The organism is Streptomyces sp. NPDC086554 (assembly GCF_040686095.1).
In the GTDB taxonomy this organism is placed as follows: domain Bacteria; phylum Actinomycetota; class Actinomycetes; order Streptomycetales; family Streptomycetaceae; genus Streptomyces.
Genome location: NZ_JBFBJK010000055.1, coordinates 1 through 15,908, shown reverse-complemented (window position 1 = coordinate 15,908; position 15,908 = coordinate 1). Strand labels below are relative to the sequence as shown.

At 72.3% G+C, this 15,908-nt stretch carries 14 protein-coding genes and 1 pseudogene; 8 read left to right on the top strand and 7 right to left on the bottom strand.

What is annotated here, in order from left to right; all coding sequences use genetic code 11:
- Positions 1–91: 91 nt before the first annotated feature.
- Positions 92–619, bottom strand: a pseudogene (locus AB0O76_RS43690) (MFS transporter); the annotation flags it as partial.
- Between the two features lie 63 nt (positions 620–682).
- Here AB0O76_RS43690 and AB0O76_RS43685 point away from each other — a divergent pair.
- Entirely contained in the window at positions 683–1,081 is a 399-nt protein-coding gene (locus tag AB0O76_RS43685) for a MerR family transcriptional regulator (protein WP_365503485.1), read from the top strand.
- On the opposite strand, the gene AB0O76_RS43680 is transcribed toward AB0O76_RS43685, so the two are convergent.
- Positions 1,076–1,426: a hypothetical protein gene (locus tag AB0O76_RS43680; protein WP_365503482.1), complete on the bottom strand. Its 351-nt coding sequence runs from the start codon at positions 1,424–1,426 to the stop codon at positions 1,076–1,078. The genes AB0O76_RS43685 and AB0O76_RS43680 overlap by 6 nt on opposite strands.
- A gap of 42 nt (positions 1,427–1,468) precedes the next feature.
- On the opposite strand from AB0O76_RS43680, the gene AB0O76_RS43675 reads away from it, so the two are divergent.
- Both AB0O76_RS43675 and AB0O76_RS43670 read left to right on the top strand, forming a co-directional pair.
- On the top strand, positions 1,469–1,951 hold the full coding sequence (locus AB0O76_RS43675; protein ID WP_365503479.1) for an Lrp/AsnC family transcriptional regulator: 483 nt from the start codon (positions 1,469–1,471) through the stop codon (positions 1,949–1,951).
- Positions 1,952–2,042: 91 nt separating this feature from the next.
- Positions 2,043–2,765 carry an HAD family phosphatase gene (locus AB0O76_RS43670; RefSeq protein ID WP_365503476.1) on the top strand — a complete coding sequence of 241 codons (723 nt, stop codon included), beginning with the start codon at positions 2,043–2,045 and terminating at the stop codon, positions 2,763–2,765.
- Here the strand turns inward: AB0O76_RS43670 and AB0O76_RS43665 are convergent.
- Together AB0O76_RS43665 and AB0O76_RS43660 are read right to left on the bottom strand one after the other, a co-directional pair.
- Positions 2,722–4,404: an AMP-binding protein gene (locus tag AB0O76_RS43665; protein ID WP_365503473.1), complete on the bottom strand. Its 1,683-nt coding sequence runs from the start codon at positions 4,402–4,404 to the stop codon at positions 2,722–2,724. The two genes, AB0O76_RS43670 and AB0O76_RS43665, sit on opposite strands and share 44 nt — an antisense overlap.
- 10 nt (positions 4,405–4,414) lie before the next feature.
- Complete coding sequence (locus AB0O76_RS43660) at positions 4,415–5,041, bottom strand: helix-turn-helix domain-containing protein (protein WP_365503470.1); 627 nt, start codon at positions 5,039–5,041, stop codon at positions 4,415–4,417.
- An 83-nt stretch (positions 5,042–5,124) separates the two neighbouring features.
- On the opposite strand from AB0O76_RS43660, the gene AB0O76_RS43655 reads away from it, so the two are divergent.
- From AB0O76_RS43655 to purB, 3 genes are all read left to right on the top strand, one after another.
- The gene (locus tag AB0O76_RS43655; protein WP_365503467.1) at positions 5,125–8,310 is read left to right on the top strand and encodes a carboxyl transferase domain-containing protein; all 3,186 of its coding nucleotides are present in this window, start codon (positions 5,125–5,127) and stop codon (positions 8,308–8,310) included.
- A gap of 284 nt (positions 8,311–8,594) precedes the next feature.
- Complete coding sequence (locus AB0O76_RS43650; protein WP_365503464.1) at positions 8,595–9,374, top strand: SGNH/GDSL hydrolase family protein; 780 nt, start codon at positions 8,595–8,597, stop codon at positions 9,372–9,374.
- Positions 9,375–9,468: 94 nt separating this feature from the next.
- On the top strand, positions 9,469–10,908 hold the full coding sequence (purB, locus tag AB0O76_RS43645; protein WP_365503461.1) for an adenylosuccinate lyase: 1,440 nt from the start codon (positions 9,469–9,471) through the stop codon (positions 10,906–10,908).
- Here purB and AB0O76_RS43640 read toward each other — a convergent pair.
- A complete protein-coding gene (locus tag AB0O76_RS43640) occupies positions 10,905–11,498 on the bottom strand; it encodes a DedA family protein (RefSeq protein WP_365503458.1) in 594 nt (197 codons plus the stop codon). The two genes, purB and AB0O76_RS43640, sit on opposite strands and share 4 nt — an antisense overlap.
- Before the next feature lie 133 nt (positions 11,499–11,631).
- Here AB0O76_RS43640 and AB0O76_RS43635 point away from each other — a divergent pair, with 133 nt between their 5' ends.
- The gene (locus AB0O76_RS43635) at positions 11,632–12,774 is read left to right on the top strand and encodes a histidine kinase (protein WP_365503455.1); all 1,143 of its coding nucleotides are present in this window, start codon (positions 11,632–11,634) and stop codon (positions 12,772–12,774) included.
- Entirely contained in the window at positions 12,774–13,409 is a 636-nt protein-coding gene (locus AB0O76_RS43630; protein WP_365503488.1) for a response regulator transcription factor, read from the top strand. The genes AB0O76_RS43635 and AB0O76_RS43630 overlap by 1 nt, the downstream gene beginning before the upstream one ends.
- Positions 13,410–13,425: 16 nt before the next feature.
- Here AB0O76_RS43630 and lysA read toward each other — a convergent pair whose 3' ends face one another.
- The gene (gene lysA / locus AB0O76_RS43625; protein ID WP_365503452.1) at positions 13,426–14,766 is read right to left on the bottom strand and encodes a diaminopimelate decarboxylase; all 1,341 of its coding nucleotides are present in this window, start codon (positions 14,764–14,766) and stop codon (positions 13,426–13,428) included.
- A 25-nt stretch (positions 14,767–14,791) separates the two neighbouring features.
- Positions 14,792–15,196, bottom strand: a complete 405-nt coding sequence (locus tag AB0O76_RS43620) for an SAV_915 family protein (RefSeq protein WP_365503449.1) — start codon at positions 15,194–15,196, stop codon at positions 14,792–14,794.
- Between the last annotated feature and the right edge of the window lie 712 nt (positions 15,197–15,908).

Here is a 15,908-nt window from a genome sequence, read left to right as displayed (position 1 = left end):
GGGGGCACCTCCCTGCTCGAGCGAAGCCGAGAGCTTGGGGGAGTGCGTGCCAGGGGTCGCGACCCCGGCAGGACCCATCGGACAGGCCCTAGCCCAGGAAGGTACCGGCGGGCACGCCGAGCGACAGGGCGAGGGGGATGCCGGCCATGGCTATGGCGATCGCCCTGCCCTGCAGCTGGACCGGGGCAAGGCGGCGGGCGTATCCGGCGAGCAGCGCCCAGGCGAGACCGGCAGCCACGCCCGCGACGAACCGGGCCACCATGGTCAGGGGGTAGTTGCCGGAGACCGCCGTGACGGTATTGGCGAGGGCGAAGCCCGTCATCGCGGTCAGCAGCAGCCGCTTGCGCCGCCACCCCGCGGTGGCCGCGGTCAGCGGGATCGCGGTGAGCGCGGTGCCGATCGCGTAGATGGTGACCGTCTGGCCCATCGCGGACTCGCCGACGCCCAGGTCGGCGCTCATCGCGGGTAGGAGCCCCGCGGGCAGGGTCTCGGTGAGGCTGGTGATGAAGACGGCGGTTGCGAGGGCGAGGAGCGCGGCGAGCGGGAGCTTCTGCCGCGGGTTTCCGGCGCGGGAAGGTGCTTGCGAAGGGGCAGTTGGGTGTGTCGTGTCGTGGCTCATGCCCGTATGCTCAAACCCTCACATCGATGTGAAGGTCAAGCGAGAGGCTGCGAGGTCGATCTGATGCGGATCGGAGAGCTGTCGGAGCGCACCGGGACCCCCCGGCGACTGCTGCGCTACTACGAGGAGCAGGGCCTGATCATGGCCGAGCGCTCCGCGAACGGCTACCGCGAGTACGACGAGCGCTTCGTGGACCGGGTCCTGCAGATCCGCGGGCTGCTCGACGCGGGCCTTCCCACCCGCATCATCAAACAGATACTGCCCTGCCTGGACAAGCCCCGTACGATCTACTTCCCGGACGCGACACCGGAGATGATCTCCACCTTGGAGCATCAGCGCGACCGCATGACCGAGCGCGTGGAGTGCCTGACCCGCAACCGGGACGCCATCGCGGAGTACCTCGACGCGGTGCGCGACGGCAATCCTCCGGACACCGCCCTGGAGACGTCCGCGGCGTCATGACCCGAGCAACGCGTCGAGCCTAACGGCCAGTTGACCCGGACCGCCCCGGTCGTCCAGGGCGAGGGCGATGGCCCGCAGCCGCGGGAATTCCTGTGCCGGCATGCGGTGCAGGCCGAGGCGGAAGGCGGGGTCCGGCTCGCCCGGCTCGTCGTCCATGGCCAGCGGGGTGGACAGGAGGCGGGTGGCCAGGAGGGGGACCGGCTGCCGATCGGCCCCTGGGCTGGCATCGGGGTCCTGGCCGGCTACGCGGTCGCGGCGCTCCTGGCAGGCGGCGTGCTGCTGCTGGTGCGGGACGCGTGAGGCGCGGGGACCGTCCGGTGCGGCGCGGGCTGCATATACAGTCACCACCGATCAGCTCCGCATTCGTACACCTGAAAGACCCGCACCATGGCCGTCGACGAACTCGACACCCGCATCCTGCGGCTGCTCCTCGAGCAGCCGCGCACCAGTGTCCGTGAGTACGCGCGCGTGCTCGGTGTCGCACGCGGCACCCTGCAGGCCCGGCTCGACCGTCTCGAGCGGGACGGTGTGATCACCGGGACCGGTCCTTCGCTCTCGCCCGCCGCGCTCGGCCACCCGGTCCTCGCCTTCGTGCACATCGAGGTCACCCAGGGGCATCTGGACGAGGTGGGCGACGCGCTCGCCGCCGTGCCCGAGATCATCGAGGCCTTCTCGATCACCGGCGGCGGCGATCTGCTGACCCGCGTGGTCGCCCGCGACAACGGCCACCTGGAAGACGTCATCCAGCAGCTGATCCAGCTGCCGGGCGTGGTGCGCACCCGTACGGAGATGGCGCTGCGCGAGCGGGTGCCGAGCCGTCTGCTCCCGCTGGTCGAGTCGATCGGGCGGGCCGCGACCGCGCAGCGGTGAACTGGGCCTCGGACGTCGGTGAACCAGGCCTCGGACGTCGGTGAACCAGGCCTTGGACGTCGGTGAACTGGGCCTTGGCATCCTTGACGGCATGAGCACCTTCGGCAGCCCTCTAGGCAACACCTCGGTCATCTTCGATCTCGACGGCACGCTCGTGGACAGCGAGCCGAACTATTACGAGGCGTCGCGCGCGCTGCTCGCCGAGCACGGCGTCCGCTACACCTGGGCGGACAACGAGGCCTACGTCGGCATCGGCACCCAGGAGACCCTCGCCACCTGGCGGGACCGGTACGGCATCGACGTACCCGTCGCCGAGCTGCTCACCGAACTCGACCGCCGCTATCTCGATCTCGCCCGCGCCGACACCCATGTGTTCCCCGAGATGCGGGGGCTCGTGGAGCGGCTGCACGGCGCCGGGGTGCCGATGGCCGTGGCCTCCGGATCCTCGCGGGCGGCGATCGACGCGATCCTCTCCGGTACGGGCCTGGACGCGCAGCTGACCACCGTGATCTCCGCGGACGAGGTAGCGCACGGCAAGCCCGCCCCCGACGTGTTCCTCGCCGCGGCCGCGCTCCTGGGCGCGGACCCCGCCGACTGCGTGGTCTTTGAGGACGCCGCTCCGGGCGCGACGGCAGCTCACGCGGCCGGCATGCGCTGCATCGCGATCCCCTACGTCGCCGCCCACGCGGACGCCCCCGCGTTCGCGGCTGCGGCGCTGCTGCTGCCCGGCGGACAGAGCGAGTTCACGGCGCAGGCCGCGCTCGACTTCCTCAGCGCCGCGCCGCTGCGCGCTCGGCAAGCTCCGTCTTTTTGATCTTGCCGGTGGCGGTGAGCGGCAGTTCGTCGAGGAGCTCTATGCCGGGCACCTTGTACGTCGCCATGGCACCGGCCGCCCAGTCGTGCAGTTCCTGAGCGGTGAGGGTGCTGCCCTGGACGGTGCGCACGTAGGCGTAGGGGCGCTGGCCCGCCGCCGCGTCCGGGACGGGGACGACGGCCGCGGCCAACACGTCGGGGTGCCGGGCGAGCAGCGTCTCGACCTCGGCGGGAAAGACGCTCATGCCCTTCACCTTGATCATGTCCTTGTCGCGGCCCAGGTAGTGCAGACAGCCGTCCTCGTCGAGGCGGCCGATGTCGCCGGTGTGCAGCCAGCCGTCGCGCAGCGCCGCCGCCGTAGCCTCGGGGGCACGCCAGTAGCGGGTCAGGACCGAGGGGCCCCGGACGGTGATCTCGCCGGGGTCGCCGATCGGCAGCGGCAGGCCGGTCTCGAAGTCGACGATCAGGACGTCGGTGCCGGGGACCGGAAGACCGCAGAAGGTCGCGTCGCCCGCCAGGTCGTGGTCGCCGTCCTGGAAGCCGACGGTGCTGGTGTCGCTGGTGTGGGTCTCGGTCATGCCGTACGACGCCTCGCGCAGCACGCTGTCGTCGCCGACGGCCGCGCGCCAGCGGGCCCGCAGATCGGGGCTGAGCTTGCGGATGAAGGACACGGTGAGCGGGGCGGTCAGCGAGCTGAGGTCGTGGCGTGCGAAGTCCGGGTGGGAGAGGAGTTCGAGGTAGTTCTCGACCGTTCCGGCCATGGTGGTGACCCGGTGCCGCTCGATCGACGCGAGCACGGCGGCCGGCTCCCAGCGGGGCAGCAGCACGCTCGTGCCGCCGGAGACGAGCGGGGCGAGGATGCCGAGGTTCTCCCCCGCTATCCAGAACACCGGCAGGAAGCAGAGCGAGACGATGCCGTCGTCGGACGGCTGCGGCCCGCGGCTGTTGTCGATGGCGGTGGCCGTGTAGACCATGTGGCGCTGGGTGTGCTCGCAGCCCTTGGGCATTCCGGTGGTGCCGCCGGTGTAGTTGAGGGCGGCGAGGGCGTCCAGGTCGTCGGCGATGCGCCCGAGCGGCGAGTGCCCGATGGCGGCGCCCCAGGCGTCGGCGTCGTCGGCCACCAGGACGTCCCGAACCGCCGTCTCCGCGCGCACCTCGGCGAGCAGGCCCGCGAGCGAACTGTGCGTGATGACGATCTCCGGCCCCGCGTCGCGCAGTTCATGGCTCAGCTCCGCCGCCCGGAACATCGGGTTGACCGGTACGTGCACGGCTCCGGCCCGCAGCACGGCGAGCATCGCGATCACGAACTGCGGACAGTTGGGCAACTGGACGCCCACCCGATCACCGGCCCGCACACCCCGAGCGTCGAGCCAGCCCGCCAACCGGTCGGTGAGGTCGTCGAGTTGGCGGTACGTGAACGCCTCGTCCCCGAAGACCAGCGCGGGCCGCTCCGGCGCGGCCTGCGCCCAGTGCCGCACATATCCGGGCACGGTGCGAGTCCCCGCGCGGTGCTCCGTCGTGTCCGCCTGCCGCCCCTGCCTGGCCCTGGCCTGACGGGCACGCAGGTCTCGCAACTGGTCTTCGCGGTGCGAGGGACTGTGCAGGGGGCTGCGCAAGGGGCTGTGCATGTGGCTGCGCATGGGCGGCTCCTCAACGTTGGGGATCGACTCCGAGCAGGTGCAGGAACATGGCGGTGACGTCACGCACGGCCGCGTCGTACGTCCGCGGGTCGGCCGCGGCGAGCCGGGCGAACTCGATGCTCATGCCGCCGACCGCGCGGGCGACGGAGAGGGGATCGGCGACCGGGGCGGCCCTGCCCTCGGCGACGAGGCGGCGGATGTAGCGGGCCGAGCGGTGGATCGGCCGCTCCTGGGTCTCCTCCCACAGGGCGCGCACGTCGTCGTCGAGCTGCGCCTGCTGCTCCAACAGCCGTAGCAGCGGCAGGCGTTGGGCGTACGCGGCGATGAACGCGGCGGTGGAGGCGTGGCAGATCTCGCGGGCGTCGTCCCGGTCGACGCCCGGCACGTCCTGGGCTGCGAGGAACGCGTCGCGCACCCGCACCGCGAGGACGCGGAAGATCTCCTCCTTGGAGGCGAAGTAGACGTAGAAGCCCGCCCGCGAGACCTCCGCTTCGGCCGTGATGTCGGCGATGGTCGTCGGGCCGTAGCCGCGCCGCGCGAAGACAGCCTCGGCGGCGTCCAGGAGCCGCCCGCGGGCGGGGGCGTCGCTGCGGTCACGTGCGGTGCGGGTTGCCCAGGGCTGTTGATTGCGTGCCACGCGGCGAGCATATTGACGTTGACGCCAATGTCAATGAGCATGGCGGCGCCCCCTCGGGGGACCGGACATCTCAGGAGGGCTCCATGGGTTCTGCCGCTGTGCTCGTCGCCAACCGCGGGGAGATCGCCGTCCGCGTCCTGCAAGCAGCGGCGGAGGCCGGGCTGCGTACCGTCGCGGTGTACGCGGAGGACGAGGCCGCCGCGTACCACGTCCAACTGGCCGATGAGGCACAGCCGTTGGGCTCCTCAGGACCTGCCGCCTATCTGGACGCGGAGGCCGTCGTCGCCGCGGCCCGGCGCTCCGGGTGCGACCTTGTGCACCCCGGCTACGGCTTCCTGAGCGAGGACGCGGACTTCGCAGCGCGGTGCGCGGACGCCGGGCTGCGGTTCGTGGGGCCGTCCCCCGAGGTGCTCGGCCTGTTCGGCGACAAGGCACGCGCGCGTGCGCTCGCGGTCAGCGTCGGGGTGCCCGTCCTCGCGGGCACGCAGGGGCCCACGACGCTGTCCGATGCCGCCGGCTTCCTCGCCGGGCTCGGTCCTTCGGGCGCGGTGATGGTGAAGGCGCTCGGCGGGGGCGGCGGCCGCGGCATGCGTGCCGTGCACCGTCCTGCCGACCTGGCGGACGCCTGGGAGCGCTGCCGCTCCGAGGCCTTGCAGGGCTTCGGGCGCGATGCGCTGTACGTCGAGGAACTCCTGACCTGCGCCCGCCACATCGAGGTACAGATCGTCGGCGACGCGACCGGCGAGGTCAGCCATCTCTGGGAGCGCGACTGCAGCGCCCAGCGCCGCCACCAGAAGCTCATCGAGATCGCCCCCGCGCCCGGCCTCTCCCCCGCGGTCCGCGAGCAGCTGATCGACGCCGCCCTGCGGATGGCGCGCGCGTGCGGCTACGCGGGCCTCGGCACCTTCGAATTCCTGCTCCAGGGCGAGGAGTTCCACTTCATCGAGGCGAACCCGCGCCTCCAGGTCGAGCACACGGTCACCGAGGAGGTGACGGGCGTCGACCTGGTCACGGCCCAACTGCGCCTGGCGGCAGGCGCATCACTCGCCTCGCTCGGCCTGGCAGGCCCCCCGCCGGAGCCGCGCGGCTACGCCGTACAGGCCCGCGTCAACGCCGAGTCCCTGGCCGCCGACGGCACGGCCGTGCCCTCGACCGGCACGCTCACCCGCTTCGACGTGCCGACAGGTGCGGGCATCCGCGTAGACACGGCGGCCCGCACCGGGGCGGAGGTCGGTGCGCGCTACGACCCGCTCATCGCGAAGGTCATCGCCCATGTCCCGCAAGGGGACTTCGCCGCGGCCTGCGAACGCGCGTCGCGCGCGCTCACCGCCTTCGCCGTCGAGGGCGTACGCACGGGAATCCCACTTCTGCGGGCGCTGCTCGCCCATCCGGGCTTCACGGCGGGCGGCACCCACACGGCCTTCGTGCAGGAGCACATCGCGGAGCTGCTGCCGCAGGCGGATCCCTTGACAGACACCGGCGACGCGACGGTCACCGCCCCCATGACGGGCACGGTCGTCACCGTCGATGTCGCCGTGGGCGAACAGGTTGCGGCGGGCCGGCAGTTGCTCGTCCTCGAGGCGATGAAGATGGAGCATGTCGTCCGCGCGAACGCTTCCGGCACCGTGACCGGCCTGCACGCGCGCGTGGGCGACACGACGGCGGAGGGCCGCCCCCTGGTGACGGTCGACGCATCGGCGGCGGGCGAGGCGGGCGACCTGCTCCCCGAGGAAGCCGCCGACCCCGACGCCATCCGCCCCGACCTCGCCGAGACCCTGGCCCGGCACGCGGTCGGCCTGGACGCGCAGCGCCCCGAAGCCGTCGCCAAGCGCCACCACATCGGGCGGCGCACGGCACGCGAGAACATCGACGACCTCTGCGACACGGGCACGTTCACGGAGTACGGCGCGCTCGCGATCGCCGCCCAGCGCCGCCGCCGCTCCCTCGACGACCTGATCGCGTCGACACCCGCCGACGGCATGGTCACCGGCACGGGGCGGATCGACGGCGTGCCGTGCGTGGCGATGTCGTACGACTACACGGTGCTCGCCGGCACACAGGGCCTGCAGAACCACCGCAAGACCGACCGGATGCTGCAGCTCGCCGAGGAACGGCGGCTGCCGGTGGTGCTGTTCGCGGAGGGCGGCGGTGGCCGCCCCGGAGACACCGACACGACGTCCGTCGCAGGGCTCGACGTGATGACGTTCCATCAGATGGGGCGACTGAACGGACAAGTCCCCCTGGTGGGCGTCGCATCGGGCCGCTGCTTCGCGGGCAATGCGGCCCTGCTCGGCTGCTGCGACGTGGTGATCGCGACGCCCGAGGCGAGCATCGGCATGGGCGGCCCCGCGATGATCGAGGGCGGCGGCCTCGGCGTGTTCCGCCCCGAGGAGGTCGGCCCGCTGTCGGTCCAGGTGCCGAACGGCGTCGTGGACATCGCCGTGGCCGACGAGGCGGAGGCGGTGCGGGTGGCACGGAAGTACCTCGCGTACTTCACGTACGCCCCTGGGGCGGGCGCCAGTTGGCAGGCGCCGGACGAACGGCTGCTGCGGCACGCGGTCCCGGAGAACCGCCGCCGCGCCTATGACGTACGGGCCGCGATCGACAGCATCGCCGACACGGACTCGGTCCTGGAGCTGCGGCGCGGCTTCGGGGTCGGCATCATCACCGCACTGGTCCGCGTCGAAGGACGCCCGATGGGCCTGCTCGCCAACAACCCGGGCCACCTGGGCGGCGCGATCGACCGCGAGGCGGCGGACAAGGCCGAGCGCTTCCTGCGACTGTGCGACACGTTCGGCCTTCCGGTGGTGTCACTCTGCGACACACCGGGCTTCATGGTCGGCCCGGACGCCGAACGTACCGCGACCGTACGGCACTTCGCAGGGCTCTTCGTGACGGGCGCCCAGCTCCGCGTACCCCTCGTCAGCCTGGTCCTGCGCAAGGCGTACGGGCTCGGCGCGATGGCCATGATGGGCGGCTCGACGCGGGCGCCCGTGGCGACGGCGGCCTGGCCGAGCGGGGAGTTCGGCGGGATGGGCCTGGAGGGCGCGGTCCGGCTCGGCTACCGCAAGGAGCTTGCGGCGATCGAGGACCCCGCCGAGCGGGAGCGGGTGTTCGAGGCGCACGTCGCCGAGCTGTACGAGCACGGCAAGGCGGTGAACGCGGCGGCGGCCCTGGAGATCGACGCGGTCATCGACCCGGCGGACTCACGGAGGTGGATCCTCGCGGCCCTTGACCGCGGGGCGGGGCGGCCGGACGGGAGCGAATGACGCGACCACCCGCCCGGCGGCCGCGCACGGGTCAGGACTGCACGGGTCGGGACTGCACGGGTCGGGACTGCACGGGTCAGGACTGGGGGCGCTTCCCGTGGTTGGCCGCGTGCTTGCGGCGTGCCTTCTTCTTGCGGCGTCGCTTCGAGGACATGACGTTCCCCTCACTCGGTGGGACCCAACAGGGCGTTTGACCGCTTTCCACCGTTCCACACCGATACGTCACCGGCGACCGCAGATGCCCCGAGACCGAGACACTTGCCTCGGGATACGATCGCTCCGCCATGGAGATGAATGCCAAATACACCAGTCTCGTCGCGGTCGGCGACTCCTTCACCGAGGGCATGTCGGACCGGCTGCCCGACGGCAGCTACCGCGGCTGGGCGGATCTGCTCGCCGCACGGATGGCCGCCGCGTCGCCCGGTTTCCGCTACGCGAACCTCGCGGTGCGCGGGAAGCTCATCGGGCAGATCGTGGACGAGCAGGTGGACGTCGCCGCCGCGATGCGCCCCGACGTGATCACCCTGGTGGGCGGCCTCAACGACACCCTGCGGCCCAAGTGCGACATGGTCCGGGTCCGCGACCTCCTCGGACAGGCCGTCGAACGCCTCGCCCCGGCATGCGAGCAGCTCGTCCTGATGCGCAGCCCGGGACGGAACGGCCCCGTGATGGAGCGTTTCCGGCCGCGCATGGAGGAGCTCTTCGCGTACGTCGACGAGCTGGCGGCGCGGCATGACGCGGTGGTCGTGGACCTGTACGGAGCGGCCGTACTCGGCGACCAGCGGCTCTGGGACGTGGACCGGCTGCACCTGACGGCCGAGGGCCACCGGCGGGTCGCCGAGGCGGTCTGGCAGACGCTCGGCCACGCCCCCGAGGACGACTGGCAGTCGGCCCTGCCAGCCACCGCGCCGCCGAACTGGACCGCCCGCCGCGTGGCCGACGCCCGGTTCGCCAAGCAGCACCTCGCCCCCTGGATCGGCCGCCGCCTCACGGGCCGCTCCTCCGGCGACGGCCTCCCACCGAAACGCCCGGACCTGCTGCCTTACGAGGGCCCGCTCACCTGACCCTGGGCGGCGACGCCCGGCCCCCGCTCTCGTAGCTTCCGACAAATCAGGCCATGGCGCTGGCCTGCACGAACGGCCAGTAGAATCCGTACACGTGACTGCGCCTGCAAAGCCCCGTATCCCGAACGTCCTCGCCGGGCGTTACGCCTCCGCCGAGCTCGCCACCCTCTGGTCGCCCGAGCAGAAGGTGAAGCTGGAGCGTCAGCTCTGGCTCGCCGTGCTGCGTGCCCAGCAGGATCTGGGGATCGAGGTGCCGGACGCCGCCCTCGCCGACTACGAGCGCGTCATCGACGATGTCGACCTCGCCTCGATCGCCGAGCGCGAGAAGGTCACGCGCCATGACGTGAAGGCCCGCATCGAGGAGTTCAACGCGCTCGCCGGGCACGAGCAGGTCCACAAGGGCATGACCTCGCGCGACCTCACCGAGAACGTGGAGCAGCTGCAGATCCGGCTCTCCCTCGAGCTCGTGCGCGACCGCACGGTGGCCGTGCTCGCGCGGCTCGGGAAGCTGTCCGGTGAGTACGCCGAGCTGGTCATGGCCGGTCGCTCGCACAACGTGGCCGCGCAGGCGACGACCCTGGGCAAGCGTTTCGCGACGGCCGCCGACGAGCTGCTCGTCGCGTACCGCCGCGTCGACGACCTGCTGCGCCGCTACCCGCTGCGCGGCATCAAGGGCCCCGTCGGCACCGCCCAGGACATGCTCGACCTGCTCGGCGGCGACGCCGACAAGCTCACCGAGCTCGAGCAGCGGATCGCCCGGCACCTCGGCTTCGACCGCGCGTTCACCTCGGTCGGCCAGGTCTACCCGCGGTCCCTCGACTACGAGGTCGTCACCGCGCTTGTCCAGCTCGCCGCCGGGCCCTCCTCTCTGGCCAAGACGATCCGGCTCATGGCCGGGCACGAGCTCGTCACCGAGGGCTTCAAGCCGGGGCAGGTCGGCTCGTCCGCGATGCCGCACAAGATGAACACCCGCTCCTGCGAGCGCGTCAACGGCCTCACCGTCATCCTGCGCGGCTACGCGTCGATGACCGGCGAGCTCGCGGGCGACCAGTGGAACGAGGGCGACGTCTCCTGCTCCGTCGTACGCCGGGTCGCGCTGCCCGACGCGTTCTTCGCCCTGGATGGTCTGCTCGAGACTTTCCTGACCGTCCTCGACGAGTTCGGCGCCTTCCCGGCCGTCGTCGCGCGCGAGCTGGACCGTTACCTCCCCTTCCTCGCCACCACCAAGGTCCTGATGGCCTCGGTGCGCGCGGGCGTCGGCCGCGAGGAGGCCCACGAGGCCATCAAGGAGAACGCTGTCGCCTCCGCGCTCGCCATGCGCGAGCAGGGCGCCGAGCGCAATGAGCTGCTTGACAAGCTCGCCGCGGACGAGCGGATTCCGCTGGACCGTGCCGAGTTGGACGCCCTCATGGCCGACAAGCTGTCGTTCACCGGTGCGGCGAGCGATCAGGTCTCCGTCGTTGTGGCGCAGATCGAGGCGCTTCTGAAGGAGCACCCCGAGGCCGCGGCCTACACGCCGGGCGCGATTCTCTAGTACGTCACGGCCGCTGCCGCGCCGAGCGGTGTTCGCCCTTGCCCGACCTGCGGAGTCGCAGTGCGACGAAGGCGAGCACCCTGGCCGATGAGGACGAAGACGGCGTTCCAGATGAGGCTGCCCGCTGTCGTCAGGGCGAGGAAGACGGGCAGCCGCATCCGTTCCACGCCCGCAGGCACCGAGATCATGCTGCGGAAGATCGGGATCATCCGGCCGAAGAAGACCGCCTTGGTGCCGTGCCGCTGGAACCACGCCTCCGTGCGGTCGATGTCGGAGACCTTCACCAGTGGCAGGCGGGCGGCGAGGGCCACGACGCGGTCGCGGCCGAGCAGCGCGCCGATCGCGTAGAGCGCGAGCGCGCCCACCACCGAGCCCGCCGTCGTCCAGAGCAGGACCTCGACGATGCTGAACTTGCCCTGGCTCGCGGCGAATCCGGCGAGCGGAAGGATCACCTCGCTCGGCAGCGGCGGGAACAGGTTCTCCAGGGCGATGGCGGCACCGGCACCGGCGGCGCCCAGGGAGTCCATGAGGTCGGTGGCCCAGCCTGCGATGCCGTCGGCGGGTGGTTGCTGTGCGGTGTGTGTGATCATGTCGTCCACGCTAGGAATTCCCAGGTCGGGGCGGTATGCGGGGGCCCGCACGGTCCGCGGCGGGTTTCCGCAGCGCAGTTGTGCGGTTTTCCGCAGTCCGCCGGGAGGGGCCGCGCGGCTAGCGTGTTCGATCATGCGTACCTTTCTGCTCCGCCGGCTGCGGATGGCTGTGGGCCTCGCGGCGGGCGTGTTCAGCGCCGTCGTCGAGCTCGCCTTCACCGTCGTGGCTGGTATCTGGCTCCTCGTGACACTCCGGCGCGGCGACCGGGACCGCCCGGGTCAGGCCCAGTTCCTGGGCACCGCCTGGCGGTTGGCCGATGCCGAGCGGCGCAGGATGGCCGCCTTCTACGGCATCGAGTCCGGGTCCGCCCCGTCCGGCAAGGGGGCGCTCGGCTATGTGGCGAGCCGGTGGGCGCTGGGGCTTTTCGGCGGCGCGGTGCTGCTGTGCGCCCTGATCGGAGGGGCGTACGGGTCGCTCCTGGTGTGGGGCTGGTTCGTGGCCGACCTGAAGCGGTCGGCCTTCACCCTGGTCGCCTCCGGGGGCGCCGGGCTCTTCCTGCTGTTCCTGTGTATGCAGGGCGTGTACGCCGTGGCGCTGATGGAGGGGCGGCTCGCCCGGCACTTCCTCACGTCCGACGAGCGGGACGTCCTCGCGCGCCGCATCGGCGAGCTGGCCGAGAGCCGCGCCGGTGTGGTCGAGGCGGTGCACGACGAGCGGCGTCGCATCGAACGCGATCTGCACGACGGTGTCCAGCAGCGGATCGTCGCGCTCGGCATGCTGCTCGGCCGGGCCCGCCGCGCCTCGGACCCCGAGAAGTCCGCCCAGCTCCTCGCCCAGGCACACGAGGAGAGCCGCCGCGCGCTGGTCGAACTGCGCGATGTCGCCTGGCGGGTCTATCCGGCGGCGCTCGACGAGGGCGGTCTCGCGGCCGCCCTGGACACGGTGGCCGAGCGTGCCTCGATCCCCGTCCGTCTCGACTGCGCGCTGCGCGAGACACCGCCGCCGACCGCGCACGCCGTGGGGTACTTCGTGGCCGCCGAGGCCGTCACGAACGCGGTCAAGCACTCGGGGGCGACCCTGGTCACCGTCGGTGCCGCCCGGCAGGGCACGATGCTCGTCATGCGGATCGAGGACGACGGCCACGGCGGCGCCGACCCGGCGGGCGGCGGACTGCTCGGCCTGGCGCGGCGGGTGGCCGCCGTGGACGGGCTCCTCACCGTGACCAGCCCCGCAGGGGGACCCACCGTGATCACCGCGGAGCTCCCATGCGCGTAATGCTCGCCGACGACTCGACCCTGCTGCGGGAGGGCCTGGCCCGGCTCCTCGCGGACGAGGGCCATACCGTCACGGCCTCGGTCGGCGACGCGCAGGCGCTGCTCGCCGCGGTGGCCGATGATCCGCCGGACGCCGCCGTCATCGACGTACGCATGCCGCCCACGCACACCGACGAGGGGCTGCGTGCCGCCCTCGAGATCCGGAACGGCTGGCCGGGTACGAGCGTGCTCGTGCTGTCCCAGTACGTCGAACGCCGTTACGCCACCGAGCTGTTGACCACCGCCACCGAAGGCGTCGGTTATCTGCTCAAGGACCGGGTCGTCCAGGTCGACGAGTTCCTGGACGCCCTGGAGCGGGTCGGCTCGGGCCAGACCGCCTTCGACCCGGAGGTCGTACGGCAGTTGCTGGTCCTCAGCAGCCACACCGACCCGCTGCAGCGGCTGACGCCGCGCGAGCGCGAGGTGCTCGGCAAGATGGCGCAGGGGCACACGAACGCGGCGATCGCCGGGCAGTTGTACGTCTCGCAGAGTGCCGTCGAGAAGTACATCAACGCAATCTTCGACAAGCTGGAGCTGACGGGCACGACGGGTTACAGCCGCCGTGTCCTCGCCGTCCTGCGCTACCTCGGCTCCTGAAGCCGAGGGACCCTCGCTACAGACCTACGTCCCTGCTGCGGAAGTCCTCCAGGGACTCGCGCCGCACCAGGAGCCGCGCGTGCCCGTCGGCCACCGCCACCACCGGCGGGCGGCCGACGAGGTTGTAGCCGGAGGCCATGGAGAGGTGGTAGGCACCGGCCACCGGGACGCCGAGGAGGTCGCCCGGCCTGATGTCGCCGGGGAGTTCGACGTCGGATGCGAGCACGTCACCGGCTTCGCAGTGCCGGCCCACGACGGTCACCGGCGCGGGTGCGACCGGGGAGTGGCGGCCGATCAGCCGCGGCGCGTACCGCACGCCGTACAGCGCGGGCCGCGGGTTGTCGCTCATCCCGCCGTCCACGGCGACGAAGGTGCGGCCGCCGGTGCGCTTGACGGCGAGGACGCGGTAGAGGGCGACTCCGGCGGGGCCCGCGATGGCGCGCCCCGGTTCGATCAGCAGCCGGGGCACGGTGAGACCGGCCGCCGCGCAGCTCTCGATCAGCTCGGCGCGCACCTTGCGGGCCAGGGCGGTGATGTCGAGGGCGGGTTCGCCGGGCCGGTAGGCGATGCCGTGGCCGCCGCCGAGGTCCAGTTCGGGGAGGGTGATGCCGTGCTGGTCCTTGACGCGGGCCATCAGACCGACCAGTCGGCGTACGGCCGCGAGGAACGGCTTGTCGGTGGTGATCTGCGAGCCCAAGTGGCAGTGCAGGCCGGTCAGTTCGAGCCCCGGCTGGCCGATGATGCGGGCGATGGCGTGCTGCGCGGAGCCGTCGGTGATCGACAGGCCGAACTTCTGGTCGTCGGTTCCGGTACGGATCTTGGCGTGGCCGCCCGCCGCGATGCCCGGCACCACCCGGACCATCACCTTCTGCCGGCTGCCCGGCGGGATCGCCGCCGCGAGCCGGGCGATCTCCGATGCGCTGTCGATGACGATGCGCCCGACGCCGAGCCGCAGCGCCGCCGCAAGGTCGTGCGGGCTCTTGGCGTTGCCGTGCAGCACGATGCGCTCGGCGGGGAAGCCTGTGGTGACGGCGAGTTCCAGCTCCCCGGCCGAGCAGACGTCGAGCCCGAGCCCCTCGTCCGCCACCCAGTGCGCCATCGCGCGGCACAGGAACGCCTTTGCCGCGTAGTGCACTTCGGCGTCGGGAAAGGCGTCCAGATAGGTGCGGCAGCGGGTGCGTACGTCGGCCTCGTCGAGGAGGTACGCCGGGGTGCCGAAGCGTTCGGCGACCTCGGTGAGGGGTACGCCGCCGACGGCGAGGTCGCCGTGGGCGAGGCGTGCGGTGGATGCGGGCCAGACGGACAGGTCGTCGTCGGCGGTGGCGTCCGGGGTGACCGGAGCATGCAGCGTGGTCATGGCAGGTTCTCTCTTCGCCTCGTCCTCAGCCGATCCAGGTGGTCAGTGCGCCGACCAAGGCGGCGGCCCCGGTGGCCCGGAGGGCGCCGACCGTCTGCGGGTCCCAGTCGCGCCAGGCGGGCGTGCGCCGCCGGGGTGCGGCGACCGGGTGCGCGGCGAGCCGCGGGTCGACGGTGACGTGGGGGACGCCGAGCGGCACGGTGAGCGCACGCAGCGCCGGCTCGGAGAGCCTGATCCAGTCCTGCCGGGAGCCGAGGGCCGCGGTCAGGCGCCGGTGGGTGGTGAAGGCGACGGCGGTGCGGCCGCCGACGGGGGTGCGGAACAGGCGGGCCACACAGCCCGCGGGTCCCGGCCGGACAGGGACGAACAGCGGTCCGGCCGGGCCCGGTTCACAGGGCTCGGGGTCCTCGCCGCACTGCAGCTCTGCCATGGGATTCCTCCTTGAGGATCTTCAACTTCCCGTTCGGTGAACGGCGCCCCGCAGCCGGTGAACCGGCGGGGCCTGTGCCGACGCTATGCCCGGCACAGGCCGCCATCGGCCCCTCCATGACGCGACGTTGACGCCGACCGGGCACGTGCTGACATGACGCTGACGCGACAGGGTGCCGGAGGTCGGGGCCCCGGCGGGACGTCCCGGCCGCGGCCCCCCTCGTGGTCGCGGACCGGGACGCCCGCCCGGTGGAACGGCGGGCACGTGGTGCGTCACGGCACTGGTCCGAGCCCCCGCTTCCGGACTGTGCGTACTGTCGGCGGTGATCGTCACTCGCCCTCCAACCTCACACCACGGGCTTCGTCACCCGTTCCCCCGTGGCGATGATTCTTCAGCCGTCTCGAACACGCTTTGCAGTCGTTGACGGCCCCCTGACGCGTCTGTCGGCCTTCTTGACGAGGGCTTGACGGGGACCGTGAGCGCCCTGTCAGAGGCCCGTAAATACGCGCCTGCACAGGCAGTTCGGGGGCGTATCGGAGGCTACGTTTCCTGTTCGCACCCGGCCGCGCATGCCGTCCAGTCGTCGCGCGGCCGCGTCGCCGATCAGCCGGGTCGGCGCAGGGGGCCCCCGGCCGCCCCCGGCGGCGGGGCCCCCCCCGCGCCCCCCCCCGCCGCGGGCGGGGCCCCCCCCCACGGGCGGGGCGCCCCCGGG